The organism is Streptomyces sp. NPDC050743, from assembly GCF_044456925.1.
GTDB lineage: Bacteria > Actinomycetota > Actinomycetes > Streptomycetales > Streptomycetaceae > Streptomyces.
In genome coordinates this window covers 57157-82699 of sequence record NZ_JBITGJ010000037.1, presented here as the reverse complement: position 1 = coordinate 82699, position 25543 = coordinate 57157, and the positions used below count along the sequence as shown (strand labels likewise).

General features: G+C 70.0%; 27 protein-coding genes, 3 tRNA genes and 1 pseudogene. 19 read left to right on the top strand and 12 right to left on the bottom strand.

Going from position 1 to position 25543, the window contains the following annotated elements:
• Positions 1 to 561 precede the first annotated feature (561 nt).
• Positions 562 to 1047, bottom strand: coding sequence for a hypothetical protein (locus ACIBJF_RS29810; RefSeq protein WP_399178278.1), 486 nt, complete (start codon positions 1045 to 1047; stop codon positions 562 to 564).
• A gap of 781 nt (positions 1048 to 1828) precedes the next feature.
• Here ACIBJF_RS29810 and ACIBJF_RS29805 point away from each other — a divergent pair.
• Positions 1829 to 3358, top strand: coding sequence for an APC family permease (locus ACIBJF_RS29805; protein WP_399178276.1), 1530 nt, complete (start codon positions 1829 to 1831; stop codon positions 3356 to 3358).
• A gap of 548 nt (positions 3359 to 3906) precedes the next feature.
• On the opposite strand, the gene ACIBJF_RS29800 is transcribed toward ACIBJF_RS29805, so the two are convergent.
• Positions 3907 to 4197, bottom strand: a complete 291-nt coding sequence (locus tag ACIBJF_RS29800) for a TIGR03118 family protein (RefSeq protein WP_399178274.1) — start codon at positions 4195 to 4197, stop codon at positions 3907 to 3909.
• Between the two features lie 240 nt (positions 4198 to 4437).
• Positions 4438 to 5046: a transposase domain-containing protein gene (locus ACIBJF_RS29795; protein WP_399178272.1), complete on the bottom strand. Its 609-nt coding sequence runs from the start codon at positions 5044 to 5046 to the stop codon at positions 4438 to 4440.
• Between the two features lie 427 nt (positions 5047 to 5473).
• Here ACIBJF_RS29795 and ACIBJF_RS29790 point away from each other — a divergent pair.
• Positions 5474 to 5575: pseudogene (locus ACIBJF_RS29790) on the top strand.
• 488 nt (positions 5576 to 6063) lie between these two features.
• Here ACIBJF_RS29790 and ACIBJF_RS29785 read toward each other — a convergent pair.
• The 4 genes from ACIBJF_RS29785 to ACIBJF_RS29770 form a co-directional block, all read right to left on the bottom strand.
• Positions 6064 to 6405, bottom strand: a complete 342-nt coding sequence (locus ACIBJF_RS29785; protein ID WP_399178270.1) for a hypothetical protein — start codon at positions 6403 to 6405, stop codon at positions 6064 to 6066.
• 96 nt (positions 6406 to 6501) lie between these two features.
• Entirely contained in the window at positions 6502 to 7131 is a 630-nt protein-coding gene (locus tag ACIBJF_RS29780) for a hypothetical protein (protein WP_399178268.1), read from the bottom strand.
• Positions 7132 to 7672: 541 nt separating this feature from the next.
• Positions 7673 to 7954 (bottom strand): RRQRL motif-containing zinc-binding protein, encoded by a 282-nt coding sequence (locus ACIBJF_RS29775; RefSeq protein ID WP_399178282.1) that lies wholly within the window; start codon positions 7952 to 7954, stop codon positions 7673 to 7675.
• A gap of 681 nt (positions 7955 to 8635) precedes the next feature.
• On the bottom strand, positions 8636 to 9919 hold the full coding sequence (locus tag ACIBJF_RS29770; RefSeq protein WP_399178266.1) for a glycoside hydrolase family 3 N-terminal domain-containing protein: 1284 nt from the start codon (positions 9917 to 9919) through the stop codon (positions 8636 to 8638).
• 327 nt (positions 9920 to 10246) lie between these two features.
• Here ACIBJF_RS29770 and ACIBJF_RS29765 point away from each other — a divergent pair, with 327 nt between their 5' ends.
• The 3 genes from ACIBJF_RS29765 to ACIBJF_RS29755 are packed head-to-tail and all read left to right on the top strand — an operon-like array spanning position 10247 to position 11132.
• Positions 10247 to 10600, top strand: coding sequence for a DUF6233 domain-containing protein (locus ACIBJF_RS29765; RefSeq protein ID WP_351802247.1), 354 nt, complete (start codon positions 10247 to 10249; stop codon positions 10598 to 10600).
• Between the two features lie 44 nt (positions 10601 to 10644).
• Positions 10645 to 10869: a hypothetical protein gene (locus ACIBJF_RS29760; RefSeq protein ID WP_356302340.1), complete on the top strand. Its 225-nt coding sequence runs from the start codon at positions 10645 to 10647 to the stop codon at positions 10867 to 10869.
• Between the two features lie 53 nt (positions 10870 to 10922).
• Positions 10923 to 11132, top strand: a complete 210-nt coding sequence (locus tag ACIBJF_RS29755) for a hypothetical protein (RefSeq protein ID WP_399178265.1) — start codon at positions 10923 to 10925, stop codon at positions 11130 to 11132.
• 130 nt (positions 11133 to 11262) lie between these two features.
• Here ACIBJF_RS29755 and ACIBJF_RS29750 read toward each other — a convergent pair whose 3' ends face one another.
• Complete coding sequence (locus ACIBJF_RS29750) at positions 11263 to 11919, bottom strand: SDR family oxidoreductase (protein WP_399178263.1); 657 nt, start codon at positions 11917 to 11919, stop codon at positions 11263 to 11265.
• Positions 11920 to 12097: 178 nt separating this feature from the next.
• A complete protein-coding gene (locus ACIBJF_RS29745; RefSeq protein ID WP_399178261.1) occupies positions 12098 to 13363 on the bottom strand; it encodes an amidohydrolase family protein in 1266 nt (421 codons plus the stop codon).
• 519 nt (positions 13364 to 13882) lie between these two features.
• On the opposite strand from ACIBJF_RS29745, the gene ACIBJF_RS29740 reads away from it, so the two are divergent.
• The 9 genes from ACIBJF_RS29740 (at position 13883) to ACIBJF_RS29700 (ending at position 19381) form a co-directional block, all read left to right on the top strand.
• Positions 13883 to 13955: transfer RNA gene (locus ACIBJF_RS29740), tRNA-Thr, on the top strand.
• Positions 13956 to 14001: 46 nt separating this feature from the next.
• Positions 14002 to 14074, top strand: a tRNA-Met gene (locus tag ACIBJF_RS29735).
• 90 nt (positions 14075 to 14164) lie between these two features.
• Entirely contained in the window at positions 14165 to 14329 is a 165-nt protein-coding gene (gene rpmG / locus ACIBJF_RS29730) for a 50S ribosomal protein L33 (protein WP_003948671.1), read from the top strand.
• Between the two features lie 247 nt (positions 14330 to 14576).
• Positions 14577 to 15029 carry a MaoC family dehydratase N-terminal domain-containing protein gene (locus ACIBJF_RS29725; RefSeq protein WP_351802237.1) on the top strand — a complete coding sequence of 151 codons (453 nt, stop codon included), beginning with the start codon at positions 14577 to 14579 and terminating at the stop codon, positions 15027 to 15029.
• A gap of 7 nt (positions 15030 to 15036) precedes the next feature.
• Positions 15037 to 15465: a MaoC family dehydratase gene (locus tag ACIBJF_RS29720; RefSeq protein ID WP_399178258.1), complete on the top strand. Its 429-nt coding sequence runs from the start codon at positions 15037 to 15039 to the stop codon at positions 15463 to 15465.
• Positions 15466 to 15579: 114 nt separating this feature from the next.
• Positions 15580 to 16149, top strand: coding sequence for a TetR/AcrR family transcriptional regulator (locus tag ACIBJF_RS29715; RefSeq protein ID WP_399178257.1), 570 nt, complete (start codon positions 15580 to 15582; stop codon positions 16147 to 16149).
• An 84-nt stretch (positions 16150 to 16233) separates the two neighbouring features.
• The gene (locus ACIBJF_RS29710; protein ID WP_399178254.1) at positions 16234 to 17730 is read left to right on the top strand and encodes a DHA2 family efflux MFS transporter permease subunit; all 1497 of its coding nucleotides are present in this window, start codon (positions 16234 to 16236) and stop codon (positions 17728 to 17730) included.
• Between the two features lie 44 nt (positions 17731 to 17774).
• Positions 17775 to 18155 carry a DUF3291 domain-containing protein gene (locus tag ACIBJF_RS29705; protein WP_399178252.1) on the top strand — a complete coding sequence of 127 codons (381 nt, stop codon included), beginning with the start codon at positions 17775 to 17777 and terminating at the stop codon, positions 18153 to 18155.
• A 170-nt stretch (positions 18156 to 18325) separates the two neighbouring features.
• Positions 18326 to 19381, top strand: a complete 1056-nt coding sequence (locus tag ACIBJF_RS29700; protein WP_399178250.1) for a UDP-N-acetylmuramate dehydrogenase — start codon at positions 18326 to 18328, stop codon at positions 19379 to 19381.
• A 41-nt stretch (positions 19382 to 19422) separates the two neighbouring features.
• Here the strand turns inward: ACIBJF_RS29700 and ACIBJF_RS29695 are convergent, their stop codons facing one another.
• Positions 19423 to 20055, bottom strand: coding sequence for an NAD(P)-dependent oxidoreductase (locus ACIBJF_RS29695; RefSeq protein ID WP_399178248.1), 633 nt, complete (start codon positions 20053 to 20055; stop codon positions 19423 to 19425).
• A 103-nt stretch (positions 20056 to 20158) separates the two neighbouring features.
• Here ACIBJF_RS29695 and ACIBJF_RS29690 point away from each other — a divergent pair, with 103 nt between their 5' ends.
• Positions 20159 to 20770 (top strand): helix-turn-helix domain-containing protein, encoded by a 612-nt coding sequence (locus ACIBJF_RS29690; protein ID WP_365332575.1) that lies wholly within the window; start codon positions 20159 to 20161, stop codon positions 20768 to 20770.
• Positions 20771 to 20815: 45 nt separating this feature from the next.
• Entirely contained in the window at positions 20816 to 21523 is a 708-nt protein-coding gene (locus tag ACIBJF_RS29685) for a hypothetical protein (RefSeq protein WP_399178246.1), read from the top strand.
• On the opposite strand, the gene ACIBJF_RS29680 is transcribed toward ACIBJF_RS29685, so the two are convergent.
• Positions 21468 to 22508 (bottom strand): adenosine deaminase, encoded by a 1041-nt coding sequence (locus ACIBJF_RS29680; RefSeq protein ID WP_399178244.1) that lies wholly within the window; start codon positions 22506 to 22508, stop codon positions 21468 to 21470. The two genes, ACIBJF_RS29685 and ACIBJF_RS29680, sit on opposite strands and share 56 nt — an antisense overlap.
• A 147-nt stretch (positions 22509 to 22655) precedes the next feature.
• The gene (locus ACIBJF_RS29675) at positions 22656 to 23882 is read right to left on the bottom strand and encodes a pyridoxal phosphate-dependent aminotransferase (RefSeq protein WP_356302307.1); all 1227 of its coding nucleotides are present in this window, start codon (positions 23880 to 23882) and stop codon (positions 22656 to 22658) included.
• A 262-nt stretch (positions 23883 to 24144) separates the two neighbouring features.
• Between ACIBJF_RS29675 and ACIBJF_RS29670 the strand changes: the two genes are divergently transcribed.
• The 3 genes from ACIBJF_RS29670 (at position 24145) to nusG (ending at position 25543) form a co-directional block, all read left to right on the top strand.
• Positions 24145 to 24217: transfer RNA gene (locus tag ACIBJF_RS29670), tRNA-Trp, on the top strand.
• Between the two features lie 106 nt (positions 24218 to 24323).
• Positions 24324 to 24611 carry a preprotein translocase subunit SecE gene (gene secE, locus ACIBJF_RS29665; protein ID WP_023547417.1) on the top strand — a complete coding sequence of 96 codons (288 nt, stop codon included), beginning with the start codon at positions 24324 to 24326 and terminating at the stop codon, positions 24609 to 24611.
• Positions 24612 to 24691: 80 nt separating this feature from the next.
• Positions 24692 to 25543 (top strand): transcription termination/antitermination protein NusG, encoded by an 852-nt coding sequence (nusG, locus tag ACIBJF_RS29660; RefSeq protein ID WP_399178241.1) that lies wholly within the window; start codon positions 24692 to 24694, stop codon positions 25541 to 25543.

The window sequence follows — 25543 nt, the reverse complement described above, 5'->3', positions numbered from 1 at the left end:
ATGCACTCGTTCGGGTGTGCGGCCGTGCCGGTGTGCAGGGTAGTGGGCGGTGGGCAGGCAGCCAGGGTCTGTCATCGAAGACCACGCGCAACAAGTGCCCGCGCAAAGCGCGGGCTGGCCCCTTGGGCTCGGCCCCTCTGCTCCTTCGGCGCCGGGGCCGGCCCCTGGGGCCGCAGCGAGCTACGGCCCTGAGTCGAGATCCGGATGGACACAGCCACCGGTCAGAGACGATGCCTCCGGCGGGGGATCGGCCGGCACCGGGATGGCGGGGGCGCCGTTCCCGACTGCGGGCCCGTAGAGGGCGTGCGCGGGGGCTGCTCCCATCCCGTCCGCCGTCGACCCAGGCAGAGCCGAGCAGACGCGGCCCATGGCGTCACAGTCGTTCGTACAGTGGCGCGCTCCACCTGGACGCCAGGGACCACGCCCGCTCCACGGTGTGTGGGTCGACGGCGTACGGGATGGGAGCAGGGGTGGTGGGGTGCTGAGGTTGACCGAGGCGCTGACGTGCGAGGGCCGGGCCCTTCAGCGGGGAAGGCCCGGCCGTCGGCGTGCAGTACGGGATCAGGGGTCGATGTCCCCGAGATCGCGCCTCAGGATGTCGGTGCCGTTCTGCTGGATGTGCAGCACCACGTCGTTGTAGGTCAGGTGGAGGAGGTGCACGGTCCAGTTGCCGTTGGGGCAGACCTCCCTGGCCGAGGGGGTCTCGGGCGGCGGAATGGTGACGTTCGTGAAGGTGATCTGGCCGTTGCGCGGCCGGATGTTCTGGGTGGGACCGACCACGTTCTGGAACTCGGTTCCCTGGCCCGGAGCGATGTTGCCGCCACGGTTGACGCACACGTACTCCGCCTCGACGGAGGCGGCCGTGAGGAACGCACCGGTGGGGGCGTTGCCGAGGCCGGCGGCCTTGCCGCTGCACTGCAGCCCGGCAGTGAGGCTCTTCGTACAGGTCACGTCACCGATGAAGTGAGGGCTCTGCGCGGTGGCAGTGGTCATGGCGGTCGCGGTGGCCGCCACGGTCAGCAGCGCAGTGCTGAAAATACGTCGCATGGGTTCTCCGTTGTGCCCGTGAGACACGGATGAGGGGACTTCTCGCCGACGCCGTCGGGCGTCGGCGCTCATCCGTGTCACGTCGTGATCTTGAGCATGCGCAAATTGCGGCGTGTGGAGTACTCAGAGATACCGCCAGGAGCTATAAGGCCCAAAATCAGCCCGCCATGGTTTCGCCTCTTCGCTCGCCTCGTCAGGGCGCCTGGGTGTCACAGCCGTGTAGGGAGCAGCCGCCAATGGGGAACCCGCACGTCGGGCTGGCCTGGAATGAAATTCCGGGATAAAACACCGGGGGAAAACCACCTTTTAGTGGTAGCAGAAGGTGATGCAGTCGGGGTTCGGCACGGGTACGGACGTGCCGGTGTCCGTCAGTTGTCCGGACCGCAAGGCAATGCTGACGGCAGATGTCACGTGACACTGGCGCCGTGGGCAGCTCAACGAAACGACGGCCCCGGCTCTTCCGAGTGAGGACCGGGGCTCGTCTGCGTTTGCCGGTCCCCCAATGCCGAAGCGACCGCCTCCGGTTGGGGCGACCGACGAGTTTCGGCCCGGAGAATCTCCGCAGCGACTCGCGCTGTTGCCTTCGGCAACACGGAATCAGGGGGAGCAGCCGCCCTAGGCAACAGTTGACGCTGTCATTTCCTGTGTTTCAGTGCGGTTTCCGTTGCATCCAGACGGATAAGCGATGGTCAAGACTTGGACACGAACGCTTGTGTGCTTTTGTGGCGGCTCGGATCATTGGCCAGATCCCACCCGTACCACGAACACGCAGGAGCTCCCGGTGGCCGCTGGCCAAATAGCATCAGAGTCGGCCGACACGTCGGCAGCAGCCCAGACGGAGCGGCAGAAACTCCGCAAGCACTTCGGCCGCTTCGACATCCTTTTCTTCCTCCTCTGCACCATCGTCGGGGTGGACACCATCGGCACCGTGGCCTCGTCCGGTGCCGAGGCGTTCACCTGGCTCATCGTGCTGGCCGTCGTGTTCTTCGTGCCCTCCGCGCTGCTGACCGCCGAACTCGGGGCCGCGTTCCCCGACGAGGGCGGTCCCTACATCTGGACCAGCCGAGCCTTCGGGCGACTCGCCGGTGCCGTCAACAACTTCCTGTACTGGATCACCAATCCGGTGTGGCTCGGCGGCACGCTCTCCGTTTCCGCCGTCACGGCCTACACCACCTTCTTCAACGACGGGAAGGACCTGAGCACCCCGGCCTTCTACGCTTTCACCCTCGTGTTCGTCTGGGTGGGCGTGCTCGCCGCGATCCTCTCGTTCGACGTCGGCAAGTGGATTCCCACCGTCGGCGCCTGGAGCCGTTTCATCCTTCTCGGCCTGTTCACCGTCACCGTTGTGGCGTACGGCGTCAAGCACGGCCTGCACGGATTCGGGATCGGCGACTTCTCCCCGACTTACGTGGGATTCGTCGGCCTGGTGCCCGTCCTGATGTTCAACTACGTCGGTTTCGAGCTGCCCAACACCGCCGGCGACGAGATGACCGACGCCCAGAAGGACGTGCCCTTCGCCATCTTCCGCAGCGCCGTTGTCGCCGTTCTGCTGTACGCGCTGCCGATCCTCGGCATCCTGCTCGTCCTGCCGGTCAAGGCCATCACTGGCCTCGGCGGATTCATCGACGCGATCCGGCAGGTCTTTACCGTGTACGGCGGCCACGTCGCCGCCGACGGCACCGCCACGCTCAGCGGCGCCGGCAGCCTGCTCGGCGACCTCGCCGCGATCATGTTCATCCTCACGGTGCTGTCCTCCGGCGTCACATGGGTCATGGGCTCCGACCGCGCCCTCGCCGTCTCCGGCTACGACGGCGCCGCGCCCCGGTTCCTCGGCGTCATCTCCAGCCGGTTCGGCACCCCGGTACGGGTCAACATCCTCAGCGGGGTGGTCTCCACCGTCGTCCTGGTTCTGGCCCACGAACTGACCAACGGCAGCGCTGCAAAGCTCTTCGGCGCCGTCCTCGGCCTCGCCGTCTCCACCACCCTCGTCAGCTACCTGGGCATCTTCCCGGCGCTCGCGGTACTGCGCCGCAAGGCCCCGGACGTCTCCCGCCCGTACAAGGCGCCCTTCCCCCGCACCATCAGCGTGATGCTCACCCTGCTCGTCCTGTTCGCCAGCGTGCAGCTGGTCGCCCCCGGACTCGGCGACCACTGGTTCGGCTCCGACTACGCGCCGGACGGCTGGAGTTACGGCGAGCGCTGGAAGTACCTGCTGACGGAGGCCGTCCCGCTCGTCGGGTTCGTGCTCCTCGGCGTGCTCTTCTGGGCGCTCGGCAAGCCGACCCGCACTTCACCTGCCGTCAAGGAGTAGCACACGGCGTCGTCGTTGGTCCCTGCGCTCCTCGGTAGATTCGCGTCACAGTGAGCCTCTTCCAACCTGGCCGGGCCTGTGCTGAGTTGGCGTAGGGCCGTAAGAGGGAAGAGGCGAAGCTCCGGGTGGATGGGTGGTCAACCAAGAGCAACCCGTCCACCGGAGTTTCGTGTGTTTGTGCACCCATCGGGGCTGGACCTGTGTAGCTCGGCCCTTCGGTTCCTGTCCCGTCTCCGCGCGCCCAGAGATGGGAGATCCGCTTGTAGTCCAGGACAGTCTCGTTCGGCTGAGGCTGTCCGCGTACGAGTTGATGCGGAGCGGCAGGTACGGGCTCACGTAGACACTCGATCGGGTTGATCTTGGGCGTGTCGTACGCGTGTTGTGAGAAGGGCCGTCGAGGAGACCCGGCGGCAGGGCGTCTCGCTCCTCGGCGTCGACTGCTACGCGGGCGACGACCGCAAGCTCGTCCAGTACCAGGAGAGCCAGAGCTTCATCGCGACGCAGGCCTTCACGGTCGGCGAGGGCGAGCACCGGGGTGCGGCGACGGATCACTTCTCGGCGCGCAGGGTGCCGAGAAGCCCGTGGTCCTCGTCGTCGATTCCCGCCGCGAACCAGACGCTGTCCCTGCCGCCTGACTTGTCGGTGCCGCGCTGGAGGCCCCACAGCCCGGGGATCACGATCGGGTTCCCGTTGCGGTCCCGCAGGGTTCCCTCAAACCGGCCGGTCTTCAGGTCGAAGACGTTGATCTTGCCGTCTCCGAAGTTGCCGACGAGCAGGTCACCGGAGAACTTCCCGAACTTCTCCGGCGCCGTCTCGAGGCCCCAGGGCGAGTTGAGCACGCGGGTACGTTTCTTGTTGAGTGAGGTCGGGGGGAGCGCCGTGTCCGGTGTGGTGAGCGTCTCGTTGCGGTAGCTGGGTTGATCAGCTGGCGTGAGAGGCAGGTCGGATGAGCTGCGACGAGGTGCTGCGGCTGCTGCGGGAGCGGGAGGCGGCTTGCCGCAGTGAGGCCGAGCGGCTTCGGGCGGAGGCGGAGCGGATCACGGCTCTGCTGGCGACGTGCGAGCGGGAGCTGGCCCGTATCACGACGGCGTGCCAGGTCGTGGATGAACTGCCGCGCATCGAGCCGGTGCCGGCCGCGCCTGCGGCTGCGGCCTCTGCCGTGGTCCCGGCTGCGCGCCGGGGTGGACGTTCGCCGGATGCCGAGGCTCGGGAGCTGACCGTTTCGGGTAGCGCCAGGTGATCGCCGGCTCGTCCGGGGCGTGCAGCAGGGTCCCGTCGACGGCCACGGTACGCAGCCCCCGCCAGAAGGCGCCGCTCTGGCCGCGGTGGGCGACGGGCCCGGCGAGGGTCTCGAACAGACGCCGTAGCGGAGCGGCCCCTATCTGCCGGCGGGCCCTGGAGAGCGAAGAGACCGCCGGCCGTACCAGGGCCAGCGGCTCCAGCCCGGCCACCAGCTTGCCCCACACGCTCCGGTAGGAGCAGTCCTCGAACAGGGCCAGCGCGAGGACAAAGTAGACCACCACCCGCGACGGCAGCAGCCGCAACCGCCGCTCACGCGTGCCGGTCTCCTCCAGCACAGCGTCCACCAGGCAGAAGTCCACGATCTGTGTCAACTCGCCCAGATGCCCGGGCGCGTACACACCCCCGGCCACCTCGATCGTGCGCGTGATGACAGACTTCTCCCGCAACGGGACTCCCGGACTCGATGATCACCTTGCTCGACACAAGCTGATCTACCAGGGGTCCCGTTCCTGCTGTTCAGACAGGGGTTGCCAACGACTGAAGATCCCTAACGCAACGGTGTTGACCTGTACGAGGTGCTGTGGCTGTTTGGTGAGCACATCGCTGCGGGCGCTCCCATGCCGGAACCGCCGGCGGAGGCGAACGAACGGCTAGGCCGGGTATTCAGTTTCCTGGGTGACTCGCTCGGCAGGAGGGTCAGGGTGGTCTAGCGGCAGCCGCTGGGCCGTCTATGGGCCGTGCGAGGCTGCCCGACGCCGACCAACAACGACAGAAGCCCACGGCATCCGAGCAGTTCGGAGCCGTGGGCTTCGTCAGTCCCGCTGGTCGGCGAGACGCTTGATCACAGACGCTGCTTCCCCCAGGTGCCCCCCAGCGGTGTCGGGGTCAAGGAAACCCGCAGCTCACGCTGGGTCGATATGGCCCACTGTAAATCTGCCGGCTCAGCCTTCCCAGGTTCGAATCCTGGCGCCGCCACACGGGAACAAGGGCCCGGTGACCTGCGAGAACAGCAGGTCACCGGGCCCTTGTCGTATCCCCGAGTGATCAGCGGACTGTCTCACCCTGTCTCGCGTTCGAACGCCGCGTCTCGGTGTGTGTGGACGGGGCGTGGACGGGATTTCCGGCCCGTCATCCGGCCTGCCTCAGGCGGGCGGAGATCTTGGCGTTCGCCGCCTCGTCGCCCTCACCGCCACACTGTGGCCGGGTGCTCCGCCACGACTTGAGGCTCCCCCCGGAGCCGAGCCAGGTGGACACGGCAGCGTGGCGAAGGTCATACGGGCGCTTGGCCTATGCCGATCTGCAGTCGCCGGGAGTCAGGGCTCGTGAGCGATCCTCACGACGCGGAGCAAGCCACCAGTAGCGGGAGCGGCACGCCGTAGCGGGACAGCCGCACACCGATCGACACGGCCGGCGCTCGCCGCCCAGGACAGCAGTGGCGAGCATGCTGCTCAGAGTCAGCGCATTCAGGAGTTCCGGCAGGTGGCCTGGCCCCGGTCGAGACGGCAGACGCAGACCATGTCGACGAGGGTGGCGAGGGTGACGGGAGCGGTGGAGTGGCGGCGGTAGAAGGAGAGTTCGCGGGTGTAGCGGTGGCAGCGGACTAGGACGACGGCGTGGCCGGGTGTGTGGTGGTCGAAGGGTGTCGTCGGGGTGGATGTCGAGCATGGCCCGGTCGTAGTGGCGGTCGCCCTTGAGGCCGTGGCTGGTGCGCAGACGCATCCAGTTCTTCTCCTGTCGTAGACCTCGTCGCCGGCCAGCCCCCCGGCCGGTATGCGCAGGTCTCGAATACCGAGGACTCGCTTCACCGTGAAGGTCGGCGCGAAACAGCCCGCACAGGCTGAATTTCTACAGAAATTCATGGTCTGGGTGGATGGCTTTTCCATCCACCCAGACCATGAAAATCAGTTATTGTTGTGGTTGGCGCCCCTGACGTTGTTATTGTTATTATTGTTGTTGGTGGGGGTGCCGGCGTTGTTGTTGTTATTGTTGTTGTTGACGATGACGGTGATCCGCAAGCCGTCGTCGTCGAAGTCCGCCCAGTCCCAGGCAGTGTCGTCGTCTGCATCGTCGCCGAAGTACGCGCGGTCGTGGGTGGCGTTGGCGTCTGCGTCGTCGTCGAAGTCCGCCCGGTCCCAGGCAGTGTCGTCGTCTGCATCGTCGTCGAAGTCCGCGCGGTCGTGGGTGGCGTTGGCGTCTGCATCGTGCTCACCGTCCGCCCGGTCCTCGGCGTCCGCCCGGTCCTGGGCGGCGTCGATGTCCTCGTCTTCCTTGGCGTCCGCCCGGTCCTGGGCGGCGTCGTTGTCCTCGTCGTGCTTGGCGTCCGCCCGGTCGTCGAGGACGGTGAAGATACCGCTTGAGCGGAATGTGTTGAGCGAATCATGACTCGCGGCGTGCGCCATGGGCGCCGACCAGAGACCTACCCCGCTGCCGAGCACGATCAGGGCCGCCGCCCTCGAACCCAGGCGGGGGTGATACGAGGGAGCGCCCTCGTCTTGGCGCCAATTGCGCGTCACCTTGCGCTTCGGGAACATCTTGCGTCCTCTCTCCTCGCATAGCCGAGGGAACTGTCCGATTGGTTCGAGGATGCAAACGTTGAGCCGCATCCAGCCTCATCACGCATTCCGTGCGAGCTGCATGCGATAACGGTTCGACCTGCGGTTTTAGGCCAGGTGCCGACATGTCTGAAACCCGTGGCTCAGCGCCGGTGGCGCCTCTGGAGGTCAGGCGATAAAGTAATTAGCCTCTAATTGTCATGACGGTCCGTCAGTTCGTCTGGCAGGCCGTTTCGGCTTGCCAAGCCGGCCATGGGCAGGCGGGTCGCCCGCTGTCCCGCCGTGTGGGCGCTGGGGTTCCACGGCTCCGGGGCGGGGTCCAGGTCGTAGAGGCAGAGTGTTTCCGCTGGTCAGCCGGAATTCGGCAGGGCCTGCAGGCGCGCGAACGCCCCGGTGATTACGTGGGTGAAGGGTCAGTGCCGGCGGCGGCCGGTGGTCACCAGCCGGGCGGCGGCAGAGGGCGGCAAGAGTGCGGTGACGCGTGGTCAGCACTCAGAAGTCCACTCAGAGCGGGTGGTGTTCAGGCGACGGCGACGCGCTGTTCCTCGGGGCGGGCGCACGGCACGCACATGCCGAGCGAGGGCGGGAGGGCCGCCCGCTTGGCGGGCGTCATCGGCCCGGCGGGCTTTGCCTGCTCGATCGAGTAGAGGTAGGCGACCAGCGGTCCGTGGCGGCGGCGCGGACACTCGCACGGGGTTGCCACGTCCCGCCCACCGGGCCGTAACCAAAGGGCCCGCAGTTGTCGGACCGTGGCCAGCCCCTCGCAAGCCGGGTGCCACCGATAGACGGGGATGCCGGCCATCAGACGGCCGCGGTGTCGACGGCTCGCAGGACAGGGGGAGGACTCGTCGTCGTGGACGGCGAGGACCTGCTTGTACACGCAGGACTCGCTCATGCCGCATGCCTCGCCCAGCGCACGGGCGCTGAGCGGGCGGCCCGCCTGTGCGGACTCGGACCCGGTGTACACGCGGAGTGCGTCCTGGGCGTTCGCACGGGCCGTGACCAGCGCGGACGGTTCCAGTACGGGTACGCCTGCCGAGGCGTCAGCGGCGACCGGGGTGGGCGCCGGTTCGGGGCGTACGGGGGCACGGGGCGGGTGTGGATTGCTGCGCCCGGTTCGCCGGGTCCCAGTCCGCGAGGCGGCCCCACATGTCTTGATCTCGAGTGGACTGCAAATCTGTCGGCTCAGCCTTCCTGGATTCGAATCCTGGCGGTGCCACACGGCGCCCTTCCGTCGTTCCGGCCGCCGAGTGGCCGGCGCGGTGGGCGACCTCCACCGGGTCGGCTGCGGAGCTCGGCCAGAGGCTGCCGCACGCGCGCGTGGATCATGCGGGCGGGTCCGGCGAGGGGCGAAGCACAGGGAGAGCCCGCTCCTAGTCGCTTGAGGAGGGCTCTCCGACTGCCCTGGCCGCTGCTGCCTGCCATTTCGCGGCGTCTGTCGTTCCGCGCGTCCGTCGCGACGGCCGAGCGCCGGTCGTGGTGCTCAGGGGCAGAGGTTCACGTGCCGGACGGCCAGGACGTGCCCCGCTGCGTCGATGAGGCGGCTGCGGGCGAGGTGTCCGCCGGCCACCGCATTGGTGATCGCCGTGGCGATCGCGGACGTCTGGGAGCTGACGTTGCCCCCCAGGTCGAACATGACCATGTCGGCGCCGGAACGCAGGGCCTGGACGGCGGCGGTGGGGACGCTGAAGCCGGCGGCGGAGATCGCCTTGGCGCTGAGCGAGTCGGTGACCACCAGCCCCTTGAAGCCCAGCTTGCCGCGCAGCTCCGAGCTGATGGCGGTGGGTGACAGGCTCGCCGGGTTGGTGCCCAGGCCCGGCACGACGTTGTTGGAGACCATGATGGCCGGGGCGCCGGCCTTGATGGCCGCCGTGAACGGCGGGATGGCCACCTTTTGCAGGGTGGACCAGGGCAGGGTGTGGGCGGGGCCGAAGTCGGAGTTGTAGCTGGAGCCGCCGAGGCCCGGGAAGTGCTTGACGACGGGGATCACGTTTCCGGCGCGCAACCCGTTCATGTATGCGACCCCGTCCTTGGAGACCACCGAGGTGTTCCCGCTGAAGGACCGCCATCCGTCGGGGTTGGTCTTACTGGGGGCCACGTTCCTGCCGTCGACGTCGACCACCGGTGCGAGGTCCATGTTCACCTGGGCGGCGGCCATCTTGGTCGCGACCTTGGCGACGTTCTGCTGGATCTGGGCCGGAGTCCAGTGCGCGCCCATGTACGAGGCCCAGGGCAGGGATCCGACGAGGTTCGCCATGCGCTGGATGCCGCCGCCCTCCTCGTCGGTCATCACCAGCAGGCCGAGGTGACCGGGTACATGCGTCTTCAGGGTGCTCAGCCGGGAGCCGAGGTCGGACGGCGCCTTGCTGCCGAACAGCAGCACACCGCCGGCACCGGCGCTCACCTCGGAGGTGACGTCCGACACCGAGGTCTCCGACACCGGGACGGCGACGGTCAGCATGGCCAGCCGGCGGTTCGACCACCCGGCCAGCTTCGTGCTGTTGGTGCACGCGGTGGCGGTGACGGTGGCGGTGGTGGAGAGGTCCGGGGCGAGGGACGACTGGGAGAAGGAGGGCGTGGCGGACGGGGTGCGGGACACGCCGGGGCCACTGGAGTGCGGGGTCGCCTTGGGGGCGCCCGCACCACAGCCCGCGAGGAGCATCGCGGCCACGGCGGCGGTGCTCAGTCTTCGTGCTGTCCCGGCCCGGCCGGGGAGCCGCGGCGATGCGGACGCGCTTGTGCAGTCGCGGTACGTCGGAAGATTCATCGCCGGCCTCCTTCGGGGGAGACGCGACGGTGGCCGTCGCGTCTCCGGACCGCATCAGCATGAGGTGTGCCTTACGACGCGTGAGATGCGCCCGGTCCGGTATTTGTTCGCTGGTCCACGGTCGGAGTACCAGGATCTCGCGCCTCGGAGTCGAACGAAAGTCCAGCCGACGTGAGTGGGGCCGTTCAGGGACTTACCTCGATCGCGCTTCACCCCGGTCGCAGCACCGTTCACGGGGGGACGGGTGTGGGGCGGTGGCGCCTTTGGACCCTGTTGGGTCGCATCCCGCTGGTCGCACTTCCGGGTCTCTTCACTAGAATCGAACGTGTGAACGATGACCGTCCGCTGACGCGTCTCGACATGCTGCGTTTCGCCCGCCGCGTCGTCGAACACCAGGCCGCGCGACAGCTCGCCCTGATGGACCGGTGGATCGCGGACGAAGAGCGCCGGGAGGCCGAACGGGAGCGCCGCCTCGCCACCCGGCAGGCCGCTCCGGACTGGCTGATCGAGCGCGGGCTGAACGGCCGCACCGCGGTGTACGTCCATGTCGGCGGCTGCGCGAGCGCCGGCGGGCGTGCCAAGGGGGCCAGCCGGGACCAGGCGGTACGCGCACTCACCGAAGGAGAAATCGCCGCATGCCCACTGTGCCGCCCCGACACCGCGCTGGGAATACTGGAATGACCGGTCCGGGTGCGGGCCCCGACGGTCCGGACGATGCTGGAGCCATGGCCGGGAAACGACCCATCATCGTGCACCTGCCGTCCCCGACCGGCGGCCGCCGGGTCCGGGTGGACGGCGAGATCCTCGGTCTGGCGCACAACGTGGGGGACCTGGTGGAGTTCCTGCGCCGCGCGGGGCTGGAGATCGAGCCGGAGCAGGTGGCCGACTCGCCGCTGATCGACTGGCGCGGAGTGGGCCCCGATCACTGGGAGGCCGAGACCCGCACCTGACAGCGGTGTCGGTGGCGGTGTCGCGTCCGCGTCGGTGCGGGCACACTGACGGCATGTCCTCCCGACGCAGAACCTGTCCTGTGTGCCACCGCGACATCGCCGTCGTCGCGGGCCGCTACGCGCGGCACGACCCGCCCGGGGCGCGGGAGAACGGGGAACTCGTCTCCTGCGCAGGGTCGCGGCAGCAGGCGCAACTCGCCGTCCAGCCGGCGTTGGACGGATACGCCGTACCGGAGTTTCCCGGTCAGCTGCCTCTGTTCTGAGTCACGAAGAGGCGGCGAGGACCGACTTGTTGGTGGGGGCGGGTGTTCGCGGGTATCTGACGGGACGACAGGTCGGTGGTGCTGAGGGCTCGCCGGCGGGGTCTGTCCGTTCAACGGCCGGTGGCGGGCCTCAGTTCCCGGCCACCGACTTCACCGCGACCGACACCGGCGTCGATCCGCTGATCAGCTCCAGCGTCAGGCCGGTCGTCGCCGGGGTGTCCACCAACTCCGCGAGTACGGTCGCCACATCGTCCCGGGGAATCGCGCCGCGCCCGGTGTGCGCCTCCAGCCGGACCTGACCGGTACCGGCGTCGTCCGTCAGCGAGCCGGGGCGCAGGATCGTCCAGTCCAGGGCGTCCTGGCGGGTGACGTACGCGTCCGCCTCGCCCTTGGCGCGCAGATACACGTCGAAGACATCGTCGCCCTGGTGCGCGGGATCCGCGCCCATCGAGGACACGACCAGGAAGCGGCGCACGCCCGCGCGAACGGCCGCGTCAGCGAACAGCACCGCCGCGCCCCTGTCCACCGTCTCCTTGCGGGCTGCCCCACTGCCCGGGCCCGCACCGGCCGCGAAGACCGCCGCATCGGCGCCCTGCAGATGCGCCACGACCTCCTCCACCGAAGCGGACTCCAGGTCGAGCAGTACCGGTTCGGCGCCGGCCGCCCGCAGGTCGTCGCTCTGTTCCGACTTGCGGATGATCCCCGCGACCTCGTCCCCACGCGCGGAGAGCAGGCGCTCCAACCGCAGCGCGATCTGTCCATGACCACCAGCGATGACAATGCGCATGATTCCGACCGTACGCCGGAAGGGGCGCGTCCGCCGCACGAGTTAACCGGCGTGGCAGGACCGCGCCGGGCTCACGCCCACCGGCCCGCGCCGGGCGCGCACGTGCACACGCCCGGCGCGCACACCCACCCGCGCGCCCCAGGCCACCACCCCGAACCGCGCCCCGAACCAAGCCCGCTCACGACAACTCGCCCCGCCCCTGCCGCGGCAACCCGTGTTCCGCCGTGGCCGCCGAGTTGCAGTACTCCCGTACCGCGCTCGTGCGGGCCACCACCCGGCCCCGGTGGACCACGATCCGGCTGTACGCCAGTGACAGGGCGCCGGCCAGGCGGTTGCCGCGGACGGCGAGCAGGTCGGCGGGGAAGCCGGCCTCCACGCGTACCTCCGGCAGGCCCAGCATCGCGCGGGCCGAGGCGCTGACGGCGTCGTAGGCGTCCTCCGGGCGCAGGCCGTGGGCGGAGGCCAGGAGGTAGGCGGCCTCCAAGGGGTCACCGCGGCCGACGGGGTTGGAGGCGTCGCGCAGGGCGCCGCTGCCGGCCGACACGCGCACCCCGGCCGCGCGCAGCAGCCGTACCGGAGCGGCGCCCCGGCGGTCGGTTCCGCAGCAGCCGCCCTGGGGCAGGCACACGACCGTCACGCCGGCGGCCGCGAGCTGGTCGGCGGCGCGGGAGGCGGCCTCGGTGGGGAGGCGCGCGAGACCGGCGCACGGCCCGATCGTCACGCCGGGGCGCAGGCCTCCGGCCATGGCCACGAGCCGGGACAACCGGGCCGGGTCGGAGGCGTCCGTGTGCAGATCCACCGGGCAGCCGTGCTCGGAGGCCACGTCCAGGACGGTCTCCACATAGCCCGTGGGATCGGGGTCCAGGTCGGGGCAGCCGCCCACCACGGAGGCGCCCATCTTGAGCGCGTCGCGCAGTATCGCCAGCCCGTCGGCCCCGGCCACCCCGGTCAGCAGCCGGGGCATCGCCACCGTCGTCAGCTCGGCGAGCCCCCGCAGCGAGCGCCGCGCCTGCAGGACGGCGCCCAGCGCGCCGAGCCCTTGCACGTCGCCCACGCGCACGTGCGTGCGTGCCGCAGTGGCCCCGTGGCCGAGCTGCAGCAGGGCCGCCTCCGTCGCCCGGCGCTGGACGTCCTCGGGGGCGTACGACACCGGGCCGGGGTGCTCGGCGGACAGCGCGGTGTCACCGTGGGCGTGCGGTTCGGCCGGGGCCGGCAGGAGCAGGTAGCCGCTCAGGTCCACGCGCATGGCGGCCGTCCGGGCGGGGCCCGGCGCCAGACTGCCGGCCGTGCCCACCACCTCGATGCGCCCGCGGCCCAGCCGTACGTCCACCGTCCGGCCGTCGGTGAGCCGCGCCCCGCACAGCAGCAAGGCGACCGGGTCGGACTGACCCGAGGATCCCGAGGAGTTCGACGGCGGGTGGGGCTGCGGCTGGCTGTCGGGCATCGCGCTCCAGGATGGGGGCCGGGGGCTCGGGCGGGCCGGCGTGAGACACCGGGGCCTGGACCCAAGATCACGCAGAGCGAGTCGAGCCTAGGGTGGCGAACGGCGCCGATCGCGCAGGAGCGCAATAGTCGTACCGTGGGGTCCACCCTTGGCAGTACAAGCATCGCCCACCCGCGTGGCCTCCGGCTCTCCCCGATGACGGCCACGACGTCCACGCGCGTGGCCCCGCTCCCTCTCGGTGACGCCCACGCGCGCGTGCCGCGCTTTCGGCGCCGCCGTGCTCGGCGCTGGTGACGTCCACGCGCGCGTGCCACCGCTCCCCGCTCGAAGTGGGCACCCGGCGATCGGCCCCCACGGGCATCGGCCACACACGGGTACGGCGCCTGAGCACTCCCCCCTGCCGTCGGCCCCGCCTGGCGACTCATGAGGTCACTGCGAGCCCTGGGATGGGGGGTGTCGCGGGCTGCCGGATACGGATTTGGGTGAACGGCGGCGGACCGTGTAATGTCTTCATCGCTCGCCCCAATAGCTCAGTCGGCAGAGCGTCTCCATGGTAAGGAGAAGGTCAACGGTTCGATTCCGTTTTGGGGCTCTGGTGTGAGAGGTTCCCGTCGAAAGGCGGGGTCCGATCGCACCGCAGCGGTGTAGCTCAGTCGGTAGAGCAAGCGGCTCATAATCGCTGTGTCACCGGTTCAAGTCCGGTCACCGCTACTCACAGTAGCCGATTGCGGGGTCGGTCCTTCGATCGGCTACTCTTTCTTGCGTTGAATTAGTCCACCCGTTCGTCTTAGGAGCACTCACGTGGCTGCCACCGACGTCCGCCCGAAGATCACGCTGGCCTGCGTGGAGTGCAAGGAGCGGAACTACATCACCAAGAAGAACCGGCGTAACAACCCGGACCGTCTTGAGATGAAGAAGCACTGCCCGCGTTGCAACGCGCACACCGCGCACCGCGAAACGCGATAAAACAGGCTCGTCCGCGAGGCCGTCCCCTTCCGAGGGGGCGGCCTCGCGGCGTTTCATCGCTTCACGGCGCTCCGGCCGCACCGGCGTTCCGGCAGCACCAGCGCTCCGGCCGGCACCGGTGCATCAGCGGCGCTTCAGACCCACCCGCGCTTCAGCGGCCCGAGGCTCACCCCTCCCCCCGCGCAATCCCCGGCGGGATTCCGGCTAATTTGGGGCCATCACAGCAGACATCAGGAGGTGCCGGGCCATGGCGCTCGACCAGTCCTTCGTTGGACGGACCTACCCACCCACCGCGCCCTATGAGGTGGGCCGGGAGAAGATCCGCGAGTTCGCCGAGGCAGTGGGCGAGACCAACCCGGTCTACACCGACCCGGAGGCCGCGAAGGCGTTCGGTCATTCCGATGTGATCGCCCCGCCGACGTTCGTGTTCGCCATCACCTTCCCGGCCGCGGGGCAGATCGTCGAGGACCCGCAGCTCGGTCTCGACTACAGCCGCGTGGTGCACGGCGACCAGAAGTTCGCCTACAGCCGCCCGGTGCGCGCCGGTGACCGGCTCAGCGTCACCTCCACCATCGAGGGGATCAAGTCCCTCGCGGGCAACGACATCCTGGACATCCGCGGTGAGGTGCACGACGAGGCGGGAGAGCACGTCGTGACCGCCTGGACCAAGCTCGTGGCCCGCGCGGCCGAGGAGGCGTGAGGACCTGATGACGGCGAAGATCGCGTACGACGACGTCGAGGTCGGCACCGAACTGCCGGCGCAGACCTTCCCCGTGACCCGCGCCACGCTCGTGCGCTACGCGGGTGCCTCCGGGGACTTCAACCCCATCCACTGGAACGAGAAGTTCGCCAAGGAGGTCGGCCTGCCGGACGTCATCGCGCACGGCATGTTCACCATGGCCGAGGCGATCCGCGTGGTCACCGACTGGACCGGGGACCCGGGCGCGGTCGTGGAGTACGGCGTCCGCTTCACCAAGCCCGTCGTCGTGCCGAACGACGACAAGGGCGCGCTGATCGAGGTCAGCGGCAAGGTCGCGGCCAAGCTGGACGACAACACGGTGCGCGTGGACCTGACGGCGACCAGCGCCGGCCAGAAGGTTCTGGGCATGTCCCGGGCGGTCGTACGGCTGGCCTGACGGCTCCATCGGAAGCAGTGCTGTAAGGGGCGTCCTCCCTGGTGAGGCGCCCCTTACGCGTGTCTCGGGCGGCGGGGGTTGCCAAGTTAGTGATTGAGTACTAACTTACTTCTCATGGTCAGGATGAGCGCAGAGGAACGACGCGAGAGCGTCATTCGCGCGGCGATCGCCGAGTTCGCCCGGAAGGGCTACTACGGCACCTCCACGGAGGCGATCGCCAGCCGCGTGGGTGTGTCGCAGCCGTACCTCTTCCGGCTCTTCGCGGGCAAGAAGGCGATCTTCGCCGCCGCGTCCCTCCGGTGCGTGGAGGACACCTGCCGGGTCTTCGAGGAGGCGGCGAAGGGGCTGGAGGGGGAGGAGGCCCTGCACGCCATGGCGAACGCCTATGTGCGGCTGATCACGGAGCAGCCCGAGAGGCTCCAGATGCAGATGCAGACGTACATCACGGTCGCGGCCGCCGAGGCGGAGGGTGACCACGAGTTCGGCGAGGCCGTACGGGCGGCCTGGATGAAGCTCTGGGACACCGTTCACCTGCCGCTCGGGGCGGACGACAGCGAGACCACGACCTTCCTGGCGTACGGAATGCTCATCAACACCCTCACCGCCATGGGGTTTCCGCCCGAACACTGGGTCTGGCAGGGGATGTATCCGTCGGCCCGGGTCACCGGCCGGCTGGAGAAGTAGCGGAACGAGGTGGATCGTCCGCCTCTTTTCCTGCTCATGAAAGTTAGTAATCAATAACTAACTAGATCGCTCTCTGGGGGAGAGATGTCACAGCAGAACGCACCGAACGGCGGTCGCGGAAGCGCCGCCTGGGCCCTCGTCATCACCAGCGTCGCCGGGTTCATGGCGGCCCTCGACAACCTCGTCGTCACCACCGCCCTGCCCTCCATCCGCAAGGACCTCGGCGGCGCCCTGGACGACCTCGAGTGGACCGTGAGCGCCTACACGCTCACCTTCGCCGTCCTGCTGATGTTCGGCGCGGCCCTCGGCGACCGCTTCGGGCGCCGGCGGCTCTTCATCGCCGGACTCGCCGTGTTCACCGGGGCCTCCGCCGCCGCGGCCATGGCGCCCGGCATCGGCTCCCTGATCGCCGCCCGCGCGGTCCAGGGCGTCGGCGCGGCCGTGATGATGCCGCTCACGCTGACCCTGCTGACTGCGGCCGTGCCCGCCGCCAAGCGCGGGATGATGTACGGCATCTGGGGCGCCGTCAACGGACTCGCCGTCGCCTCCGGACCGCTCATCGGCGGCAGCCTCACCGAGCACGTCTCCTGGCACTGGATCTTCTGGCTGAACGTGCCGCTCGGCCTGATCACGCTGCCGCTCGCCCGGCTGCGCCTCGCCGAGTCCCACGGCACCGGCGCCCGGCTCGACGTGCCCGGCACCCTGCTCGCCAGCGGCGGCCTCTTCGGGATCGTCTACGGCCTGGTCCGCGGCCCCGCCGACGGCTGGACCGACACCGTGGTCCTGACCGCGCTGTTCGCGGGCGGCGCACTGCTGGCCGGGTTCGTCCTGTACAGCTCGCGCGCGGCCAACCCCATGCTGCCGATGCGGCTGTTCCGGTCTCGCGCCTTCTCCGGCATCAACGCCGCCAGCCTGCTGATGTTCGTCGGCATGTTCGGCTCGATCTTCCTGCTCAGCCAGTACATGCAGGGCGTGCTCGGCTACTCGCCCACCGAGGCGGGCCTCAGGATGCTGCCCTGGACCGGCATGCCGATGCTCGTCGCGCCGATCGCCGGAATCCTCTCCGACCGGATCGGCGGTCGCCCGGTCGTCGCCGCTGGCCTGTTCCTGCAGGCCGTCGGTCTCGGCTACATGGCCGTCGTGGCCACCACGGACGCCTCCTACGCCGCCCAACTGCCCGCCCTGGTCGTCAGTGGGATCGGCATGGCCCTGTACTTCGCGCCGGCCGCCAATCTGGTGATGTCCAGCGTCCGCCCGCAGGAGCAGGGCATCGCCTCCGGCGCCAACAACGCGCTGCGCGAGGTGGGCGGCGCGCTCGGCATCGCGGTGATGTCGTCGATCTTCTCCGCGCAGGGCGGCTACGAGAGCCCGCAGAGCTTCGTGGACGGCCTGCGGCCAGCCCTGGTCACCGGCTCGGCGGTGGTCGCCCTCGCCGCGGTCGCGGCCCTGGCGATCCCGGCCCGCCGCAGTGCGGCCCGCCGCGCCGCGGGGGACGGGCGGACGCCCGCGAGCGCCCAGGAGGCCGCTGCCGCCGAGGCTCCCGCCCCGGCGACCGGCGCCCTGGAGAGCACCGCCCGCTGAGACCCGGACCGGAACCTCGCCACCCTCGTCACAAGGAGTTCGCGATGCCCGCTCTTCCCTGGACCGTGCCGAACACCCCGCCCCAGGGCACCGAGGTGCACGTCTTCGCCTCGCGCTTCGAGACCCACTCCCTGTGGGGCGCCCTCCGCTTCCTCGCCCGCACCCCGGCCGTGTGGCGGCAGGTCGGCAAGGCACCCGGCGCCTACGGAGCCTCCCTCAAGGCACAGCCGCTGCGGCGGACCTTCTGGACGCTGTCCGCCTGGGAGTCGGCCGACGCGCTGAAGGCCTTCGCCCACTCCGGTGCCCACCGGCCCACCTCCCGCGGACTGGCGTCCCAGATGCGCGACGTCGCGTTCGCCACCTGGCAGACCTCCGGCGACGAGTTGCCGGTGAGCTGGGAGGAGGCGGAGCGGCGGCTCAGGTAGCCCGCCGGCCGGCAGTCGCGGTACGTCGCCTACGCGCGCGTGGCCTTCGAGAGGAGACCACGCGCGCGTACCCGTGTGTCAGGCGTGGCGCGCAACCGCCTCCCCGCCGCTCCGTGCCCGCCGCCCGCGTGGATGCGGTGCTGCCGGGGGCGTCTCGTAGTCTTGGGCCCGTGCAGGTACTCCACGACGCCCCTCTTGCCCCGCTGACCACCTTCCGGCTGGGCGGTCCCGCGACGCGGCTGGTCACCGCGGTGACCGACGCCGAGGTGATCGCCGCCGTCCGTGAGGCCGACGACAGCGGGACGCCGCTGCTGGTCATCGGCGGTGGATCGAACCTGGTCATCGGCGACAAGGGATTCGAGGGCACCGCCCTGCGCATCGCCACGCGCGGCGTCGAGCTGCGCGGTACGACGCTGGAGCTCGCGGCCGGCGAGGTGTGGACGGACGCCGTCGCCCGCACGGTCGAGGCGGGGCTCGCCGGCATCGAGTGCCTGGCCGGCATCCCCGGATCCGCGGGCGCCACGCCGATCCAGAACGTGGGCGCCTACGGCCAGGAGGTCTCCTCCACCATCACCGAGGTCATCGCCTACGACCGGCGCGCCGGCGAGACCGTCACGCTGGCGAACGAGGAGTGCGCCTTCTCGTACCGCCACAGCCGCTTCAAGGCCGACCCCGAGCGCTATGTCGTGCTGCGCGTCCGCTTCGCGCTGGAGGACGCGGGCGGGCTCTCCGCGCCCGTGAAGTACGCCGAGGCGGCCCGCGCGCTCGGCGTCGAGCCGGGAGACCGGGTGCCGCTGGCCGCCGCCCGCGAGACCGTGCTCAAGCTGCGCGCCGGGAAAGGCATGGTGCTGGACGCCGAGGACCACGACACCTGGTCCGCCGGGTCCTTCTTCACCAACCCGATCCTCACCGACGAGCAGTTCGCCGCGTTCCACGCGCGCGTGCGCGAGCGGCTGGGCGACGGCGTCGAGCCGCCCGCCTACCCGGCGGGGGAGGGACGTACGAAGACCTCCGCGGCCTGGCTGATCGACAAGGCGGGCTTCACCAAGGGCTACGGCACCGGACCGGCCCGCATCTCCACCAAGCACACCCTCGCCCTCACCAACCGGGGCTCCGCCACCACCGAGGACCTGCTGGCTCTGGCCCGCGAGGTGGTCGCCGGCGTCCGCGAGGCCTTCGGGATCACCCTCGTCAACGAGCCGGTGACGGTCGGCGTCAGCCTGTAGGGCCGACAGGACCCCGACGACACCGCGGGCCTCCGCGCGCTCTAGTACGCCACTCCCACCCCCTGCTTCACCGTCCCCGCGTCGTCGATCATCGCCAGCATCGCGTGCGCCACGTCGGCGCGCGCGATGAAGCGGCCCTTGCGGGGGAAGCCGCCGACGACCGTGCGGTAGCTGCCGGTGATCGGCTTGTTCTGCAGGCGCGGCGGCCGTACGGACGTCCAGTCCGTGCCGCTGCGGGCCAGCTCGGCCTCCATTTCGCGCAGGTCGGTGTAGACGTCCTTCAGGACGGCCGACACCAGGCCGCGCATCGCACGGTCCAGGGCGCCGTCGCCCTCGGGGGCGGGGCCGACGGGACCGGCGCTGACCACGAGCAGCCGCCGTACGCGCTCCGCCTCCATGGCGCGCAGGACCGTACGGGTCAGCCGGGTGGCGACCCCGGCGTCCTTGCGGCTGCGGGCGCCCAGGCCGGAGAGGACCGCGTCCCGGCCCCTGACGGCGGTGCGCAACTCCTCGGGGTCGGTGAGGTCGGCGCGAACCACCTCCAGCGCGTCCCCGGTGACGTCGAGCCGCGCCGGATCGCGGACCACGGCCGTCACCCGGTGGCCGGAGCCGAGCGCCTGGCGCACGAGCTCCCGGCCGATGCCGCCGGTGGCGCCGAAAACGGTGAGGTTCATGTGTGCTCCCGTACTCGGGACTGGTGGGTGAGTATTCACTCACCCCTGCTGCCCTCTAGAGTGGGTAAGCACTCACCCACCCGTCAAGCCCGATTGGACGCCCATGGAGCCGAAGCCGGCGCGTGTCCGCATCCTCGACGCCGCCCACGAGCTCATGCTCACCGTCGGACTCGCCCGCGCCACCACCAAGGAGATCGCCCGCGCGGCAGGCTGCTCCGAAGCGGCCCTCTACAAGTACTTCGACAGCAAGGAGGAGCTGTTCGTGCGGGTGCTCGCCGAGCGGCTGCCCCGGCTCACCCCCCTGCTCAACAGCCTCGCCGCCGAACCGGGCCAGGGCACCCTGGAGGGCAACCTCACCGAGATCGCCCGCCAGGCCGCCCTCTTCTACGAGCAGAGCTTCCCGATCGCGGCCTCCCTGTACGCCGAGACCCAGCTCAAGCGCCGCCACGACGACGCCCTGCGCACGCTCGGCTCAGGCCCGCACCGGCCCATCCAGGACCTGGACGCCTACCTGCGCGCAGAGCAGGCCGTCGGCCGCGTCCGCGCCGACGCCGACACCTTCGCGGCCGCCTCCCTGCTGCTGGGCGCCTGCGCGCAGCGCGCGTTCGCCTACGACGCGACCGGCACGGGGGAGCGGCCGTCGGTGGACGAGTTCGCCGCGCGGCTCGCACGGACGCTGCTGGGCGGAATCTCCGTTGCACCGGCCTCGGCGTGAGCATCACGCTGAGGGCATGACAAACACCCCCGGTATCACGACCGCATGCGGCTGAGGCTGCGCGAGTTCCGGCCCCGAACCGGCCCGCGTGAACACCGGGTCGTCCAGCCCCGGCAGCCCCTGCGCCACACCTCGCTGCGCGCCCCCGAGCCCATCGGGCTGCTGCTCGGCGACCACGACGGCCTGAGCCGGCTGGCCGGCCTGTTCTCCTTCGCCGCCTACTCCCGGCACACCATCGTCCATGTGCCGCTGCGTGACGGCGTGCCGCCCGACGAGGGCATGGGCGAGCTGGTCGACCTCGTCCTGGTCCACCACTCGCTCGGACTGCGCGCCGGCCAGTGGCCCGAGCTGCGCCGGAAGCTGCGCGCGGGCACCCCGCTGACCGTCCGGACGGACGAGGCGCGCACCGCGCGGGACGCCGCCGTCTGGCGCGCACGCAGGGACCGGGCCGACTTCCGCGACGGGCTGCGGCACGCCACGCACGCGCGTACGTTCTTCCTCTTCGGCAGCCGGGACGTGTTCGCCGAGACGGCCACCTGGTTCGCGCACGCGGCCGGCAACGGGCCGTACCAGAAGAACGTCGCCAAGGGGCACGCCACACTGATGGCCGAGCTCCCGGCACTGGTCCAGCCGCCCGGCGGCGGCCACTCGATCGACGTACTGGTCTGCTTCAAGCCCCATCCGCCCTACGCCCGCTTCAGACGGCCGGGCGGGTCAGCCAGTCGTCCACGCCGGCCAGCAGCCGCGCCCTGACGTCTTCCGGGGCGGCGGAACCCCGCACCGACTGGCGGGCCAGTTCGGCGAGTTCGGCGTCCGAGAAGCCGTGCGCGTGCCGGGCGATCTCGTACTGGGCGGCCAGCCGGGAGCCGAACAGCAGCGGGTCGTCGGCGCCGAGCGCCATGGGCACGCCGGCGTCGAAGAACGTCCGCAGCGGCACGTCCTCGGGCTTCTCGTACACGCCGAGCGCCACGTTCGAGGCCGGGCACACCTCGCAGGTCACGCCCCGGTCGGCCAGCCGCTTCAGCAGCCGCGGGTCCTCCGCCGCGCGCACCCCGTGCCCGATCCGCGAGGCGTGCAGGTCGTCCAGGCAGTCGCGCACGGAGGCCGGGCCGGTCAGCTCGCCGCCGTGCGGGGCCGACAGCAGACCGCCCTCGCGCGCGATGTGGAAGGCCCGGTCGAAGTCCCGCGCCAGGCCCCGCCGCTCGTCGTTGGAGAGCCCGAAGCCGACCACGCCCCGGTCCGCGTACCGCACCGCGAGGCGGGCCAGCGTACGGGCGTCCAGGGGGTGCTTCATGCGGTTGGCGGCGACCAGCACGCGCATGCCGAGCCCGGTCTCCCGGGACGTGGTGTCCACCGCGTCCAGGATGATCTCCAGCGCGGGGATCAGACCGCCCAGCCGGGGCGCGTACGACGTCGGGTCCACCTGGATCTCCAGCCAGCCCGAGCCGTCCTTGATGTCCTCCTCGGCGGCCTCCCGGACCAGGCGCTGGATGTCCTCCGGCCGGCGCAGGCAGGAGCGCGCCGCGTCGTACAGCCGCTGGAAACGGAACCAGCCCCGCTCGTCCGTGGCCCGCAGCCTGGGCGTTTCGCCGCTGGTCAGTGCCTCCGTCAGGACCTCGGGCAGACGTACGCCGTACTTGTCGGCCAGTTCCAGGACGGTGGCCGGCCGCATCGAACCGGTGAAGTGCAGGTGCAGATGGGCTTTCGGCAGTTCAGAGACATCACGTACACGCTCCATCCCAGGATCCTGCCGTACGCACCTGTCACATCGGTAGCCGTTTCCCCTTACGTGGTCTTGCTCGCACAAAGGAACAGGAGCACCCGGGACCGTTCCCGGGTGCTCCTGTTCAAAAATGGACGACTCGGTTGTCCGAAGACGGACCGCTCAGGCCTTGGCCTCCGCCAGCAGCTTCTGGATGCGGCTCACGCCCTCGACGAGGTCCTCGTCGCCGAGCGCGTACGACAGCCGCAGATAGCCCGGCGTGCCGAAGGCCTCGCCCGGGACGACCGCGACCTCGGCCTCCTCCAGGATCAGCGCGGCCAGTTCGACCGTGTCCTGCGGCCGCTTGCCGCGGATCTCCTTGCCGAGCAGGGCCTTGACCGACGGGTAGGCGTAGAACGCGCCCTCGGGCTCGGGGCACACCACGCCGTCGATCTCGTTGAGCATCCGTACGATGGTCTTGCGGCGCCGGTCGAAGGCCTCGCGCATCCGCGCCACGGCCTGAAGGTCACCGGAGACGGCGGCCAGGGCGGCCACCTGGGCCACGTTGGAGACGTTCGACGTGGCGTGCGACTGCAGGTTCGTCGCGGCCTTGACGACGTCCTTCGGGCCGATGACCCAGCCCACGCGCCAGCCGGTCATGGCGTACGTCTTGGCCACACCGTTGACGACGATGCACTTGTCGCGCAGCTCGGGCAGCAGCGCCGGCAGCGACACGGACACCGCGTCGCCGTACACCAGGTGCTCGTAGATCTCGTCGGTGAGCACCCACAGGCCGTGCTCCAGGGCCCAGCGGCCGATCGCCTCGGTGTCGGCCTCGGAGTACACCGCACCGGTCGGGTTGGACGGGGAGACGAAGAGCACGACCTTCGTCTTCTCCGTGCGCGCCGCTTCCAACTGCTCGACCGAGACGCGGTAGCCGGTCGTCTCGTCGGCCACGACCTCCACCGGGACACCGCCGGCCAGGCGGATCGACTCCGGGTACGTCGTCCAGTACGGCGCCGGGACGATGACCTCGTCGCCCGGGTCGAGGATCGCGGCGAACGCCTCGTAGATGGCCTGCTTGCCGCCGTTGGTGACGAGGATCTGCGAGACGTCGGGCTCCCAGCCGGAGTCGCGCAGGGTCTTCGCGGCGATCGCGGCCTTCAGCTCGGGCAGCCCGCCGGCCGGCGTGTAGCGGTGGTACTTCGGGTTCTTGCAGGCCTCTACGGCCGCCTCGACGATGTAGTCCGGGGTCGGGAAGTCGGGCTCACCGGCGCCGAAGCCGATCACCGGACGCCCGGCGGCCTTCAGGGCCTTGGCCTTGGCGTCCACGGCGAGGGTGGCGGACTCGGAGATCGCGCCGACTCGGGCGGAGACCCGGCGCTCGGTGGGTGGGGTTGCAGCGCTCATGGAGCCCATCGTTCCAGACCGGAAATCCCCCCGGCACATGGGTTTCACAGACTGAACAGCAACGGGTCGGGACGTGAACACGGGTCCGAATCCGGCCTCCGGCCAGGACGATCTTTGGTCAGGTGGCCCCGGACGGGCACTTTCTGTTCGACGCCGGGCCGTTGACCACGTACACTCTCACCTCGTTGGCCTTCAGCAGCCGCCGCCGAAACCGGTGCACACCGCGCACCCGTCCGGATGCGGTACGTTGGGGGACACACAAAGGGTCGTAGCTCAATTGGTAGAGCACCGGTCTCCAAAACCGGCGGTTGGGGGTTCAAGTCCCTCCGGCCCTGCTACACACACCGCCAGGATGTGTGCGCATGTACGTACAGCAATGCACCGCCGTGCGGCTCAGAAACCGGGCGCGGCACGGCCACGACCCGGGACCAGGTGAGGACAATGACGGACGCCGTGGGCTCCATCGACACGCCTGATGCCCAAGACGAGGCACTCGAGTCGAAGAAGAAGGCCCGCAAGGGCGGCAAGCGCGCCAAGAAGGGCCCGCTGAAGCGCCTCGCCACCTTCTACCGCCAGATCATCGCGGAGCTCCGCAAGGTCGTCTGGCCGACGCGCAACCAGCTGACGTCGTACACCACCGTGGTGATCTTCTTCGTCGCCATCATGATCGCGCTGGTGACCGTGATTGACTATGGGCTCAACCACGCGGCCAAGTACGTCTTCGGCTGAGCCAAGAGCGAAGGGCGCCGTGGCACCGGCGCCCGTTTTCGCATGTTCCACCCCTATGTATCCAGGAAGAAGCAGCCATCGTGTCTGACCCGAACCTGAACGACGACGCCATCGAGCCTCGCGGGACCGCTGCCGAGATGGTGGACGACGAGCGCGACATCGTCGAGGGCGCGGACGAGCAGGACGAGTTCGAGACTGCCGAGGCCGAGGCGGGGGAGCCGGCCGAAGAGGCTGCCCTGAACGTCGAGGACGAGGAAGAGGAAGAGGCCGAGGAGGCTGCCGCCGAGGCCGCCGAGGAGGAGCCGGCCGCTCCCGTCGACCCCGTCGAGGCCCTGCGCGAGGAACTGCGCTCGCTGCCCGGTGAGTGGTACGTCATCCACACCTACGCCGGTTACGAGAACCGCGTGAAGACCAACCTGGAGCAGCGCGCCGTCTCGCTGAACGTCGAGGACTACATCTTCCAGGCCGAGGTGCCGCAGGAAGAGGTCGTCCAGATCAAGAACGGCGACCGCAAGACGATCAAGCAGAACAAGCTGCCGGGTTACGTCCTGGTCCGCATGGACCTGACCAACGAGTCCTGGGGTGTCGTCCGCAACACCCCGGGTGTCACCGGCTTCGTCGGCAACGCCTACGACCCGTACCCGCTGACTCTGGACGAGATCGTCAAGATGCTCGCCCCGGAGGCCGAGGAGAAGGCCGCCCGCGAGGCCGCCGAGGCCGAGGGCAAGCCCGCCCCGCAGCGCAAGGTCGAGGTCCAGGTGCTGGACTTCGAGGTCGGCGACTCGGTCACCGTCACCGACGGTCCGTTCGCCACGCTGCAGGCGACCATCAACGAGATCAACCCCGACTCGAAGAAGGTCAAGGGCCTGGTGGAGATCTTCGGCCGCGAGACGCCGGTCGAGCTGTCCTTCGACCAGATCCAGAAGAACTAG